Source organism: Nonomuraea coxensis DSM 45129, from assembly GCF_019397265.1.
GTDB classification, from domain to species: Bacteria; Actinomycetota; Actinomycetes; order Streptosporangiales; family Streptosporangiaceae; genus Nonomuraea; species Nonomuraea coxensis.
Genome location: NZ_CP068985.1, coordinates 6,810,803 through 6,823,123, shown reverse-complemented (window position 1 = coordinate 6,823,123; position 12,321 = coordinate 6,810,803). Strand labels below are relative to the sequence as shown.

At 72.5% G+C, this 12,321-nt stretch carries 16 protein-coding genes and 1 tRNA gene; 8 read left to right on the top strand and 9 right to left on the bottom strand.

The genetic code is table 11. From position 1 onward, the window contains the following. Window positions 1-34 precede the first annotated feature (34 nt). The 3 genes from nadD (at window position 35) to Nocox_RS31980 (ending at window position 1,758) form a co-directional block, all read left to right on the top strand. Window positions 35-607: a nicotinate-nucleotide adenylyltransferase gene (gene nadD, locus Nocox_RS31990; protein ID WP_020546360.1), complete on the top strand. Its 573-nt coding sequence runs from the start codon at window positions 35-37 to the stop codon at window positions 605-607. Between the two features lie 91 nt (window positions 608-698). After that, on the top strand, window positions 699-1,094 hold the full coding sequence (rsfS, locus tag Nocox_RS31985; RefSeq protein WP_026214994.1) for a ribosome silencing factor: 396 nt from the start codon (window positions 699-701) through the stop codon (window positions 1,092-1,094). Between the two features lie 34 nt (window positions 1,095-1,128). Next, window positions 1,129-1,758, top strand: a complete 630-nt coding sequence (locus Nocox_RS31980; protein WP_020546358.1) for a histidine phosphatase family protein — start codon at window positions 1,129-1,131, stop codon at window positions 1,756-1,758. Window positions 1,759-1,805: 47 nt separating this feature from the next. Here the strand turns inward: Nocox_RS31980 and Nocox_RS31975 are convergent, their stop codons facing one another. Next, window positions 1,806-2,177: a winged helix-turn-helix transcriptional regulator gene (locus tag Nocox_RS31975; protein WP_020546357.1), complete on the bottom strand. Its 372-nt coding sequence runs from the start codon at window positions 2,175-2,177 to the stop codon at window positions 1,806-1,808. A gap of 92 nt (window positions 2,178-2,269) precedes the next feature. Between Nocox_RS31975 and Nocox_RS31970 the strand changes: the two genes are divergently transcribed. Then, the gene (locus Nocox_RS31970) at window positions 2,270-2,896 is read left to right on the top strand and encodes an NAD(P)-dependent oxidoreductase (RefSeq protein ID WP_020546356.1); all 627 of its coding nucleotides are present in this window, start codon (window positions 2,270-2,272) and stop codon (window positions 2,894-2,896) included. A 79-nt stretch (window positions 2,897-2,975) separates the two neighbouring features. Then, window positions 2,976-3,048 (top strand) — tRNA-Ala (locus tag Nocox_RS31965). A gap of 56 nt (window positions 3,049-3,104) precedes the next feature. On the opposite strand, the gene Nocox_RS31960 is transcribed toward Nocox_RS31965, so the two are convergent. Both Nocox_RS31960 and Nocox_RS31955 read right to left on the bottom strand, forming a co-directional pair. Further along, window positions 3,105-4,409 (bottom strand): extracellular catalytic domain type 1 short-chain-length polyhydroxyalkanoate depolymerase, encoded by a 1,305-nt coding sequence (locus Nocox_RS31960; protein WP_026214993.1) that lies wholly within the window; start codon window positions 4,407-4,409, stop codon window positions 3,105-3,107. A 116-nt stretch (window positions 4,410-4,525) separates the two neighbouring features. After that, a complete protein-coding gene (locus Nocox_RS31955; protein WP_020546354.1) occupies window positions 4,526-5,527 on the bottom strand; it encodes a helix-turn-helix transcriptional regulator in 1,002 nt (333 codons plus the stop codon). A gap of 46 nt (window positions 5,528-5,573) precedes the next feature. Here Nocox_RS31955 and Nocox_RS31950 point away from each other — a divergent pair, with 46 nt between their 5' ends. Continuing rightward, on the top strand, window positions 5,574-6,026 hold the full coding sequence (locus Nocox_RS31950) for a hypothetical protein (protein WP_020546353.1): 453 nt from the start codon (window positions 5,574-5,576) through the stop codon (window positions 6,024-6,026). On the opposite strand, the gene Nocox_RS31945 is transcribed toward Nocox_RS31950, so the two are convergent. Beyond that, window positions 6,013-6,333 (bottom strand): hypothetical protein, encoded by a 321-nt coding sequence (locus Nocox_RS31945; RefSeq protein WP_020546352.1) that lies wholly within the window; start codon window positions 6,331-6,333, stop codon window positions 6,013-6,015. The two genes, Nocox_RS31950 and Nocox_RS31945, sit on opposite strands and share 14 nt — an antisense overlap. Window positions 6,334-6,413: 80 nt before the next feature. Here Nocox_RS31945 and Nocox_RS31940 point away from each other — a divergent pair, with 80 nt between their 5' ends. Further along, window positions 6,414-6,587: an NAD-dependent epimerase/dehydratase family protein gene (locus Nocox_RS31940; protein ID WP_219495529.1), complete on the top strand. Its 174-nt coding sequence runs from the start codon at window positions 6,414-6,416 to the stop codon at window positions 6,585-6,587. Between the two features lie 15 nt (window positions 6,588-6,602). Here Nocox_RS31940 and Nocox_RS31935 read toward each other — a convergent pair whose 3' ends face one another. The 4 genes from Nocox_RS31935 to Nocox_RS31920 form a co-directional block, all read right to left on the bottom strand. Further along, the gene (locus tag Nocox_RS31935) at window positions 6,603-7,160 is read right to left on the bottom strand and encodes a hypothetical protein (protein WP_020546350.1); all 558 of its coding nucleotides are present in this window, start codon (window positions 7,158-7,160) and stop codon (window positions 6,603-6,605) included. 32 nt (window positions 7,161-7,192) lie between these two features. Beyond that, entirely contained in the window at window positions 7,193-8,998 is a 1,806-nt protein-coding gene (nhaA, locus tag Nocox_RS31930) for a Na+/H+ antiporter NhaA (RefSeq protein ID WP_020546349.1), read from the bottom strand. 67 nt (window positions 8,999-9,065) lie between these two features. After that, entirely contained in the window at window positions 9,066-9,755 is a 690-nt protein-coding gene (locus tag Nocox_RS31925; protein ID WP_020546348.1) for a GAP family protein, read from the bottom strand. 94 nt (window positions 9,756-9,849) lie between these two features. After that, window positions 9,850-11,220 carry a Dyp-type peroxidase gene (locus tag Nocox_RS31920; RefSeq protein WP_020546347.1) on the bottom strand — a complete coding sequence of 457 codons (1,371 nt, stop codon included), beginning with the start codon at window positions 11,218-11,220 and terminating at the stop codon, window positions 9,850-9,852. A gap of 179 nt (window positions 11,221-11,399) precedes the next feature. Here Nocox_RS31920 and Nocox_RS31915 point away from each other — a divergent pair, with 179 nt between their 5' ends. After that, entirely contained in the window at window positions 11,400-11,783 is a 384-nt protein-coding gene (locus Nocox_RS31915; protein WP_020546346.1) for a hypothetical protein, read from the top strand. On the opposite strand, the gene Nocox_RS31910 is transcribed toward Nocox_RS31915, so the two are convergent. Beyond that, window positions 11,759-12,253, bottom strand: a complete 495-nt coding sequence (locus Nocox_RS31910; RefSeq protein ID WP_020546345.1) for a 2-thiouracil desulfurase family protein — start codon at window positions 12,251-12,253, stop codon at window positions 11,759-11,761. The genes Nocox_RS31915 and Nocox_RS31910 overlap by 25 nt on opposite strands. Window positions 12,254-12,321 lie beyond the last annotated feature (68 nt).

Sequence of the window (12,321 nt, the reverse complement as noted above, 5' to 3'; positions counted from 1 at the left end):
GCCCGGTATGCAGGGGATGCGGAGAGTGGGAGTGATGGGCGGGACGTTCGATCCCATCCACCACGGCCACCTCGTCGCCGCCAGCGAGGTCGCCCACCATTTCCGGCTGGACGAGGTCGTCTTCGTCCCCACGGGACGGCCGTACCAGAAGTCCGAGCGCGAGGTGTCCGCCGCCGAGGACCGCTACCTCATGACGGTCATCGCCACCGCCTCGAACCCCCGCTTCTCCGTGAGCCGGGTGGACGTGGACCGCCCCGGGCCGACGTTCACGATCGACACTCTGCGCGACATCGCCAACATTTACGGCCCGGACGTCGAGCTGTTCTTCATCACCGGCGCCGACGCGCTCGGCGCGATCCTCGACTGGCAGCAGGCCGACGAGCTGTTCGAGCTGGCGCACTTCGTCGGCTGCACCAGGCCGGGCCACACCCTGCACGATCCCGGCCTGCCCGAGGGGCGGGTGACGCTGCTGGAGATCCCCGCCCTGGCCATCTCGTCGTCGGAGTGCCGGCAGCGGGTGGCCAAGGGGGAACCGATCTGGTATCTGGTTCCCGACGGGATCGTGCAGTACATCAACAAACGGGGGCTGTATCACGCCCACGGGTGAGGGTATCCGTGCCGTACGTGAGGGGTTTCGGCCCGGACGGGTACCCTCAACATATGGGCATGCTGCCGACACAGGAGGACAGACCCGCATCGTGACCGCATCTGACAGAGCCGTCCAGCTCGTGCGCATCGCCGCGGAGGCCGCGGCCGACAAGCTGGCCGATGACATCCTCGCCTACGACGTGAGCGAGCAGCTCGTCATCACCGACGCGTTCCTGCTCTGCTCCGCCACCAACGACCGTCAGGTCCGCGCCATCGTCGACGAGATCGAGGACCGGCTGCGCACCGAGGCCGACGCCAAGCCCGTGCGCCGCGAGGGCGAGCGCGAGGGCCGCTGGGTGCTGCTCGACTACATCGACATCGTCGTGCACGTCCAGCACGAGGAGGACCGTACGTTCTACGCCCTGGAGCGCCTGTGGAAGGACTGCCCGGCCATCGCGCTGCCGGAGAGCGTCATGCAGGCCAACCTGCAGCGGGCGCGCGCGTGAGCGGAGGGGCCGGACGTTCCGGCGGGGACGCCGCATGAGCAAGCGCATCGTGTGTCTGCGCCACGGGCAGACGTTGTGGAACGTCGAGCAACGGTTCCAGGGCCACTCCGACATCCCGCTCGACGAGACCGGCATCGCGCAGGCCGCCAGGGCCGGCTCGCTCCTGGCCTCGCTCCGGCCCACCCTCATCGTCTCCTCCGACCTGCAGCGGGCCAACGACACCGCGCTCGCGCTGGGCCGCCTGGTCCGGCTCGACGTGCACGTCGACAAGGACTTCCGCGAGCGCGGAGGCGGCCAGTGGGAGGGGCTGACGCGGGAGGAGATCGCCGCGCGCTGGCCCAAGGAGTACGCCGACTGGGAGGCTCCCGACGGCGAGGCGGTCCAGGACGTCGCCGACCGGGTGGCGTCGGCCATGCGCCGCTGGGTGGCCAAGCTGGACGACGACGGCCTGCTGGTCGTGGCCTCGCACGGCGCGGCGCTGCGGCTCGGCATCTGCGAGCTGCTCGGGCTGCCCGAGGAGCTGTGGCCGGCGATCGGCGGGCTCGGCAACTGCTCGTGGTCGGTGCTGCAGGAGGGGCGCAAGGGCTGGCGCCTGCTGGAGCACAACGCCGGCACCCTGCCCGAGCCCATCAGCAGCGACGACAAACCGGACGCCGAGGTCTGAGAACGGTCGGGCGGCCGTGCGGCTCGGGGGCCGTGCGGCTCGCTCGCTCAGGAGGCGGTGTGCCGCTCCTGCGCGTCGAGAAGCTCGTCCCAGTGCTCGGCCGCCCACGCGCATGCCGCCTCCAGCGGCTCCAGCATGCTGCGGCCGAGCGGCGTCAGCGCGTACTCGACCCTGGGCTTCGGGTCGTCGTGCACGGTCCGCGAGACGAGGCCGCTGCGCTCCAGCCCGCGTAGCGACTGCGTGAGCACCTTCGGGGTGACGCGGTGCAGCGGCACGCGCAGCTCCGAGAACCGGCGCGGGCCGTCCTCCAGACAGCGGATGATCAACGCCGCCCACTTGTCGCCGAAACGGAACGGCAGCAGCGCGGACGGACACAGCTCGTCGAACAGATCGGCGGGCAGCGGCTGCCGGTGCGTCATGATGTCTCTCCCCGCGGGCCTCGGTATCCGAAAGGTAACCGCTCTCGCGGATACCTTTCCGGAGCATCGACGCAACGGGAGGTATTCCGACGATGGGCAGATACGTGGTTTTCGGGGCCGGCGGCCGGGCCGGACGGCAGGCCGTCGCCGAAGCGCGCCGGCGCGGGCACCAGGTGACGGCGGTGGTGCGGGACCCGTCCCGGCACGACGGCCTGGCGGGCGACGGCGTACGGGTCGCGGCGGGGGACGTCACCGACGCGGCCGACGTCGCCGCCCTCGCCGCCGGGCACGACGCGGCCATCAACACGGCGGCGGTGGTCGGCTCGGACACCTTCTTCGGCGACGCCGCGCACGCCCTCGTCAAGGGCCTGCGGCAGGCCGGGGTGGACAGGCTCGTCGCGGTCGGGATCGCCACGCTGCTGCCCGGGCCCGACGGGGTCCGGCTGCTGGACGCGCCCGGTTTCCCGGCCGAGTTCCGGCCCTTCTGCCTGGCGCACGCCGCCGGTCTCGAGGTGCTGCGCGCCGAAGGCGGCGGGCTGGACTGGGTGTACGTCAGCCCGGCCGGCGACTTCGACCACGAAGGGGAGCGGAGCGGCCGGTACGAGATCCGCGAACACGGGGACATGGCGCTGCGCGTCTCGTACGCGGACTTCGCCATCGTCCTGCTGGACGAGGCGGAGACCCCGCGGCACCGCGGCGGCCACCTGGCCGTGACCTGACGGGCGATTAGGCGAATCGGGGCGGATGGCTATATGCTCTCGGAGCGCCGCAACGGGCAAGCGCCCGTGGCGGTGACCAGGGGCTATAGCGCAGTTGGTAGCGCGCCTCCATGGCATGGAGGAGGTCTGGGGTTCGAATCCCCATAGCTCCACCGCCACCACGAACGGCGGCGTCCCACGGGGACGCCGCCGTTTCTCGTGCCGGGGGTCAGGTGGTGCAGGCGGCGCCGTTCAGGGTGAAGGCGGAGGGGGCCGCGGTGTTGCCGGTGTGGGTGGCCTGGAAGCCGAACTGGGCGGACGCGCCGGGCGCCAGGGTGCCGTTGTAGCTGACGTTCCTGGCCGTCACCGTGCCGGAGGCGGGGGAGACGGTGGCGTTCCACGCGCCCGTGACGGTCTGCCCGGCGGGCAGCGTGAAGCCCAGCGACCAGGACGAGAGCTGGGCCGTCCCGGTGTTGGTGATCGTCACGGCGGTGGTGAAGCCGGTGTTCCAGGTGTTCATGGCGTAGGTGACCTTGCAGGCGCCCGGGGTGACGGTCGGGGTGACCGTCGGGGTGACCGTCGGGGTCGAGGTCGGCGTCTGGGACGGGCCGGGGACGTCCAGGCCGAGGAAGGCCAGCGCCATGGCGGCCATCCCGCCCTGCGGCAGGCTGTGCCCGACGCCCTGGAGGCTGATGCCCTCGACCGCGACGGTGGTGCCGGTGCCGCCGTAGCGGGTCCTGGTCCAGCCGGAGCGGGGCTGGTCGGTCATGGACGGGGTCTGGCTCAGGCCGTGGACGTTCGTCCACTGCTTGATCTCCTCGCCGAAGTTCGGGTAGCGCAGGGTGCTGTCCTCGGTGCCGTGCCACACCTGCATGCGCGGGCGCGGGCCGCTGTAGCCGGGGTAGGCGGCGCGCACCAGGTCGCCCCACTCCTGCGGGGACTTGATGAGCTGGCCGTTGGCGCAGGTGCTGTTCCAGCTCGACCCGTCGGTGGTGGCGAAGCAGCCGAACGGCACGCCCATGAACGCCGCCCCCGCCTTGAACACGTCGGGGTAGGCGCCCAGCAGCACGTTCGTCATCATGCCGCCGGAGGAGGCGCCGGTGGCGTACGTGCGCGCGGGGTCGGCGTTGTAGCGCTGCTGCACGTACCGGACCATGGAGACGATGCCGACCGGGTCGCTGCCGCCGTCGTGCCGCAGCGCCTGCGGCGAGGAGACGTCGAAGCAGGATCCACTGCGCGTCGCCGACGGGTAGATGACGATGAACTTGTACTGGTCGGCCAGCGAGGCGAACTCGGTGCCCGAGTAGAAGGCCGGGCCGGAGCCGGTGCAGTAGTGGACGGCCACGAGCAGCGCCGGGCGGGAGCCGATGCCGTCCGGCACGTAGAGATGCATGCGAAGATTGGTAGGGTTCGTACCGAAGCCGGTCACCTCGGTGAGCTGGGCCGAGGCGGCCGGGGGCGCCAAGATCAGCGTCGCGACGACGAGCGCCATCGCGGCGACCGCGGCGCTGGCTAACCGAGCTGTCAGTTTCATCCGGGCTCCTCTCGATGGCCAGAAACATTGCGAGTGTGTTGCGAAAGTTTCAGCTCCGCAATAGGCCAGGTCGACAGGGGATGACTGCCCACTCTTGAGCTGCGAACCCGCGGACGCTAGGCAGGCTCCGGTGTGAAAGTTTCGCCGGTCGTGTAGCGCGCGGCGAGAGCCGTGACGGTCGCGGCGAGCCGGTCCCGCAGCTCGGCCGGGGCCAGCACCTCCGCGTCCACCCCCAGACGCAGGAACTCGGCCAGCGCGTGCTCGACCGACTCGATCGGCACCGTGACCCGCGTCCACCCCTCCGCGTCCGGCGGACCGGCCGTGCGCCGCGCCGCCTCCACCATGCCCGGCGTCATCAGGTCGGGCAGCCGCTCCAGCCCGCGCGGCGACAGCCGCACCACCGCCTCGCCCCGCCGCAGCCGGACCTCGAACGCCTCCAGGTACGCCGCCCAGTACGCCGCCAGGTCGAACCCCTCGGGCCGGGCGAAGCCCTCCTCCAGCGTGCGCAGGCCGAGGATCTGCGAGACGCGGTAGGTCCGCACGTCGCCGTCCGCCCCGGCCACCAGATACCAGCGACCCGCCTTGACCACCAGCCCGTACGGGTCCAGCAGCCGTTCCACCTCCTGCGGCTCCTTCCACCGCCGGTAGACGACCTGGACCCGCCGCTCGTTCCACACGGCGTCGGCCACGGCCGGCAGGAAGGCCGCCGGCTCCCGGTCCCGGTACCACGTGGGCGCGTCGAGGTGGAAGCGCTCCTGGATCCGCCCGGCCCGGTCGCGCAGCTCGACCGGCAGCGCGGCCATGAGCTTGAGCTGCGCCGCCGTCACCACCGCGCCGAGGCCCAGCTCCGCCGCCGGACCGGGCAGCCCGGCGAGGAACAGCGACTCGGCCTCGTCCGTGGTCAGCCCGGTGAGCCGGGTGCGGTAGCCGTCGAGGAGCTGGTAGCCGCCGCGCGGGCCGGCGTCGCCGTACAGGGGGATGCCGGCGGCGTGCAGCGACTCGACGTCGCGGTAGATCGTGCGGACCGAGACCTCAAGCCGCTCGGCCAGCTCGCGCGCCGTCACCCGGCCCCGGGTCTGCAGGAGCAGCAGGATCGACACCAGGCGGGAGGCACGCATAACCGCTGACACTACCTGTCAGTGACCCTGCCGTACGTTCGCCCGCATGAACGACTTCGACTTCTTCGCCGGCCACTGGGACGTCGCCAACCGCCGGCTCGTCAAGCCCCTGTCCGGCAGCGACGAATGGGACGAGTTCCCCGGCCGCTCGGTCGCCACCCGCCACTTCGCCGGCGCCGCCAGCTTCGACGAGATCACCTTTCCCACCAAGGGGTGGAGCGGGCTGACCGTGCGCGTCTACCACCCCGGCACCCGCCAGTGGTCCATCTACTGGGCCAGCAGCGCCCGCGGCGAGCTCGACACCCGGCCCATGGTGGGCGCGTTCGACGGCGACCGGGGCGTCTTCTACGGCGAGGAGGTCGTGGACGGCCGGCCGGTCCGCTGCCGGTTCCTCTGGACGGTGATCGACCGGGACACCGCCCGCTGGGAGCAGGCGTTCGCCGAGGAGGGCAGCGAGGACTGGGAGACGAACTGGATCATGGACTTCACGCGGACGTGACCGCCGTGACCGGCGGCCCGGCCGCCGCGGACTGCGTGCCGCGCACCCACAGGATCCCGGCCACCGCCAGCGCCCCGAGCAGCAGCACCAGCCCGCCCACCACGATCACCCACCACCAGCCCGCCCGCGCCGGCTTGGCCTCGTAGAGCTGGACGTCGGGCAGCATGTCGGGGGTGTAGTCCAGCCGCTGCGTGGCCGGTGGCTCCTGGGGCTCCCGGCGGGGTGGGGGCGACGCCGGGTGAGGTGAGCGGTGCCGGATGGTCTGGTCGGGGTCCGGCTCCTGGCGGCCGGGCTGGTGCGCAGTCATGGGCCCCTCGAACGCGCTGGGAGGTGTCGGGCTTTCCGCCGACATTGTCACACTTTCACGTGCTGCCCCGTCCAGGTCCCATGACACGTGTGCTGGTGACGGGAGGCAGCGGCCGGCTCGGCCGCGCGGCGCTGGAGACCCTGGTGAAGGAGGGGTACGAGACGCGGGCGACCAGCCGGTCGGCGCGTGCCTCCGACACCGAGGCCCGGCCGGCCGGCGAGCTCACCTGGGAGCGGTACCTGCGAGGCGAGTGAGGGAGCGGGCTCGGGTCAGCCGTAGGGGCCCTGGCCGTAGGGCGGCTGCGGAGGCTGCTGTGGATAGGGCTGCGACCCCTGCGGCTGCTGCTGGTAGGGCTGCTGTTGGGGCTGCTGGGGAAACGGCTGCGGGCCCTGCGGGTGCGGCGGAGGCTGCGGCTGGTTCCATCCCTGCTGCCATCCCTGGGGCCCTTGCGGTCCCTGCTGCCATCCTTGGGGCCCCTGCGGTCCCTGCGGGGGAGCGGGCCGTTGCGCGGGCTCGGTCCGCCTCGCCACCACTCCGCCGATCAGCAGGGCGATGCCGGCGAACTGGATGAGCGAGCCGATGACGACCCACACGGACAGCCCCGTGACCAGGCCCAGCAGCCCGACCAGCTGTGACTGCAGGAAGCTCTGCGCCAGGGCGAGGGCCGCGCCGACCAGGAGGACGGCGCAGCCGGCGATCCCGAGCACGGCTCCGCGCCCCTGCTCCCGCCGGCGCATCGCCATGAGGACGAGGCCGGCGAGCAGGAGCACGCCGTTGAGGAACGCGCTGATGAGGCCGATGACCGCGAGCGAGCTGGTGGCTGTCAAAGGAGGACTCCGGCGGGGATCGAGGGGTTCTGTCAGGAAGGCTGTGGCGACGGGCGTAGCGCGGCTATCGCCCGGCTGATCGCGTCCTCGTCGAGCGGCCCCTGGTAGCGGACGCCGTTGAGGAAGAGGGTGGGGGTGCCGCGCACGCCGCTGTCGCGCCCGGAAGCCTCGTCGAGCGCGATCCTGGAGGCGTGCCGCGGCACGTCCTCCCACGGTTCGACGTCGAGCTGGGCGGCGTAGTGCTCCAGGTCGGCGTCCGTGAGGTGACGCTGGTTGTCGTAGAGGACGTCGTGCATCTCCCAGAAGCGGCCCTGGTCGCCGGCCGCCTCGGCGACGATCGCGGCGGAGGCGGCGCGCGGGTGGATGCTGCGCAGCGGGAAGTGACGGAAGACGAGGCGCACGTCGGGGTTGTCCCTGAGCAGCCGCGTCAGCACGGGGTGGAGCCGGCCGCAGTAGGGGCATTCGAAGTCGCCGTACTGGACGATCGTGATCGGGGCGCCGGGCCGGCCGCGTACGTGGTCGCGCGGCCCTACGGGCACCGACAGCAGCTCGGGCAGCTCCTCGTCGGGCTCGGCCTCGGGCGGGGCGCAGACGCCGCCCCGGTCCCACGCCATGCGGAAGATCACCCAGCCCAGCGCGGCGGCCAGCAGCGAGCCGGCCAGGATGCCGATCTTGGCCTCGGCGCGGATCACCGGGTCGGCGAAGGCGAGGTCCACGATGAACAGCGCCACCGTGAACCCGATGCCGGACACCGCGGCCCCGCCGAACAACTGCCCCCACACCAGGTTGCCCGGCAGGACGCCCCAGCGGAGCCGGAGCGGCAGCCACGTGCCGAGCGCGATGCCGGCGAACTTGCCGAGCAGCAGCCCCGCCACGATCCCCCACGACACGGGCGAGGTGAGCGCCGCCCGCAGCGTCTCGCCGTCCAGCCGCACCCCGGCGTTGGCCAGCGCGAACACCGGCACGATCACGTAGCTGCTCCACGGGTGCAGGCGCAGTTGCAGCCGCTCGTTCACGGAGACGGCGTGCCTGACCCGCAGGGTGGCCTCCCTGGCGGCGCGGGCGCTCGGCTCGTTCGTGAACTCCTGGACGGCCTCGCCGGCCATCAGCAGCTTCTGGTCGGAGGGCGCGTAGACGAAGACGAGCACGCCGAGCGCGATGCCGACCAGCGTCGGGTGGATGCCGCTCTCCAGCGTGGCCACCCACAGCGCGAACCCCAGCACGATGTACGCCGGCGCCCGCCAGATCTTCAGCCAGCGCAGCGTCACGATGGCCGCCAGCAGCAGCGCCGCGGTGAGGAGCGCGGGCACCGACAGCTCGTCCGTGTAGAACAGCGCGATGATCAGGATGGCGAGCACGTCGTCCACGATCGCCAGCGTCAGCAGGAACGCCCGCAGTGGATCGGGGCACCGCGCCCCCACGACGGCGAGCACGCCGAGCACGAAGGCCGTGTCGGTCGCGATCGGCACGCCCCACCCGGCCGCGCCGGGGCCGCCCGCGTTGAGCAGCAGGTAGATGCCCGCCGGCACGAGCATGCCGCCGAACGCCGCCACCGCCGGCACCGCGATCAGCCGGCGGTCGCGCAGCTGGCCCAGCCGGACCTCGTACGAGATCTCCAGGCCGATGACGAAGAAGAACAGCGTCATCAGCCCGTCGTTGACCCAGTGGCGCAGGTCCAGCGAGAACTCGGCGGTCCCGAACGACAGCCCCATCGGGGTGTGCCAGAACGCCTCGTAGGTGTCGCCCCAGGGGGAGTTGGCCCAGACCAGGGCGAGGACGGTGGCGATGAGCAGCGCGCTGGTGCTGCCCGCTTCGGTACGGAAAAAGGTGCGCAACATCGTCTGGATCGCCTCCCCGGAGATCGATCCTAGAGGCGCGGACCCGGTTCCCCCCAGCCGGGAGCGGTCAGGCCGGGGCGAAGAACAGCTGAGCCGCCGCGTCGCGGGCGAGCAGGAAGCCGATGATGCCGAGCGCCCAGCTCACCATCGACGCCGAGTGCCTGGTCAGCCAGGCCCGCAGCCGCTCCAGCCGGGGCTCCAGCCGGGCCCCGGTCATGCCGCGCAGGCCGATGAGCGCGAGCGGCGGCACGATCATGACGAGCACGTACCCGGCCAGCAGCGGCAGCCACTGCGCGGCGGACAGGCCGGCGGTGGTCATGATGCCGACCGCCGCCAGGTAGGGGACCATCGTGGCCACCTCGACCGCGCCGGCCGTCAGCCCGAGCAGCACCATCGTCCCGGGCCCGCCGGTGCGCGGCTCGAAACGGCGCTCGGGCAGGCCCCGCTTGGCCCGGTACTTGGGGTCGAACCTGAAGCTCAGCGCGAACAGGCCCACGCCCAGCGCGAGCTGCACGCCGTACGCGACCTTGCTGTGCAGCGCCTCGCCGAGGCCGTCCATGGCCGCGGACAGGCCCAGCATGAGCGCGACCCCGACCAGGAAGTAGAACGCCGCGATCGTCGCCAGGTAGACGAGCTGCCCCGGCACCTTGGACCGCCCGCCGGACAGCAGCAGGTAGAGGGGGATGACCAGCGTCCCGAAGCTGGTGCTGTCCACCAGTGCGAAGGCGGCGAGGGTGAGCATCAGGCCGATCGTCATGACACGATCATCACGGCCGGTGCCCGCCCCCGCCTCCTACGCCGGTCCGAACCTGGCGTACATCCTTCGATGCAGGCCGGGCGCGCTCACGGGGTCACAGGGTGCGCAGGTAGGCCAGCGACGGCGCGAAGAAGTACTCCCCGCCCCTCATCGTGACCGTCTGCGCCACCTGGGCCTGCGGCGGCGACTGCTCGGGCTTGCCCCAGACCTTCGGGAACGTCACCTTGATCGCCCGCTCGCCCTGCCCGATGACCGGGTCGTGGCCGGTCGCCGGGTGCTCGAAGTCGGGATTGCCCGCCCAGCTCCGCTGGGTGAACTCGAACTGGTCGACCAGGCTGCTGTTGAACGCCATGAACAGCAGCCCGACCCCGCCGCTGGGCCGCGTCTCCGGGGGCGCGTCGTCCCACGGCTCGTCGCCGCGCCGCCCGTACGTCTGGCCGCGTCTCGCCATGAGCACCTCGCGGCCGAACGAGCGCGGGTTGGTCTTCCTGATGTGGCCGCTGAAGGGGCACTTGCTCCCGTCGTCGCCGTCGAAGGTGAAGTCGTTGGCCACCGGGCCGCCGCCGGCCTTGGCCCGGCCGGTCACCGGCGTGCCGTCCTTGAAGCGGCCGACGAGCATCGCGCCCGCCCGGTGGCGGTCGCCGCCCTTCAGCCCGAGGTCGTCGGCGAGCCGCTCCTCGATCTCCTTGAACGCCCGTACGTTCTGCTCCAGCTTCCTGAAGACCAGGTAGCTGCCGTGGTGGCGGCGCGGGTCCGGCGAGAAGGGGTCGGGCACCAGCACGTTGGCCAGCGGGAAGGCCGGGTCCCAGTGCTTTCTCGGCTCGCGGTCCACCTCGTCCTTGAGGAACAGCGGCTGGCTGCGGCCGTCCACGTAGCCGAAGTGCTCGATGCCGTCGCCGGCCGGGTTGCGCATGCCCCGGCCGGTCTCCTCGCCGAGCAGCCTGGCGCTGGCCGGCAGCGCGCCGATGATCTCCTCGCGGAGTGCCGCCACCGGTCCCGGCCGGTCGTCGCCGATGAGCACGACGGCGTGGATCTCGCGCTGGTAGGCGCGGTCCCACTGCTCGACGGGCGGGTCCTCGACCTCGGCGACGCGCCGTTTCATGCCGTCGCGGAACGCCTGGTCGCCGAAGGCCCGCACCTGCTCGACCGAGTGGCCGAGGTCGCGGTAGCCGGCCTTGCTGATGCCGATCCCGACGTAGGGGGTGCCGCGCCGCCCCCGGCCGGCGAAGTCGCGCACCTCCTCCAGGTGCTCGCGCGCCGACTTCATCCTCGCGGTGGCCACGTGCCGGAGGAACGCCCGGCCCTCGGCCGCGTCGTTGAACCGGACGAACAGGACGGCCAGGTGCTCGCGTACGTGCGCGCGCAGGATGTTCGGCTGAAGGTTGTCGAGCATCGCCTTGGTGTCCGCGTCGAGCGTGGCCGAGTCCCAGGCCAGGGGTCGTGCGTTGTTCAGGTCGACTGGCATCGCCAAGTCCCTTTCCCCGTTTCGGAATGGAGTTTTCCGAGCCCCCACTTCTAGGACTCCCGGGAGGCGGAGAAAGTTTCCCCCGTGAGGCGCCGGGCGGACGCTACCGCGCCGGACGTACGCCGACGGCCTCCCCCGGGACGATGGCCGGCCGTGCCCCCCGGTGGGAGCGTGGTGCCATGGACGCGATCCGCAGAGCCCTGGGCCGGCTCTCCCTGCTGTACGCGCTGATCTTCCTGGCGGCGGCGCTGCTGCACGCCGGGGCCGGTCCCGGCCCGCTGCGCCAGCCCCCGGTTCCGCCCGCGGTGATCGTGGAGGCGCTGTGCTGCGCCGCGATGCTGACCGGCGCGTACGGAGCGCTGAAGGCCCGCCCGTGGGCGTGGGACGGGCTGATCTACACGCACGCGGCCGCGCTGGGCGGGGTGCTGCTCGGCATCCTGGCGACGGCGCTCGCGCCGGGCACGCGGGGCAGCACGCCGCTCCTGTGGTATCACGGCACGATCGCGACCTTCCTCGCCGCCGGCCTCGGCGCGGCCTTCTACGTCTCCAGGGTGCGCAGGTAGCCGGCCGCCTCGGCGAGGCGGTCCTCGCCGAACACCCGGATGCCGTGCCGCTCCAGCAGCGCCGTGGTGACCCCTTGACCGGGCGTCCTGCGGCCGGCGAAGGAGCCGTCGTAGACGGCCAGCGCGCCGCACGACGGGCTGCCCTCCTTGAGCACCGCCATCCTGGCGCCCGCCGCCCTGGCCGCCTCCAGCGCCGCCCGCGCCCCCGCGAGGAACGCCTCCGTCACGTCGTCGCCGCCGGACGTCAGGACCCGGGCCGCGCCCTCCAGCACGGCGGCCCCGCCCGCGCCCCCCTCGATCTCGGCGGCCGGGCGCGGCACCGGCAGCCCGCCCGACACCTCGGGGCAGAACGGCACAAGCCGCCCCTCCGTCCGCCATCCGGCGAGCACGGCGGCCGAGCTGGTCTTCGCGCCGCCGTCGTAGCGGACTTTGCGGCCCATCAGGCAGGCGCTGACGAGGATCTTCTCCACGTCTTCGATCCTATGAGCAGGATCGGCGCCGGCGAGAGCGCGGCCGGCGCGGCGGCGCAGCCGAAGGC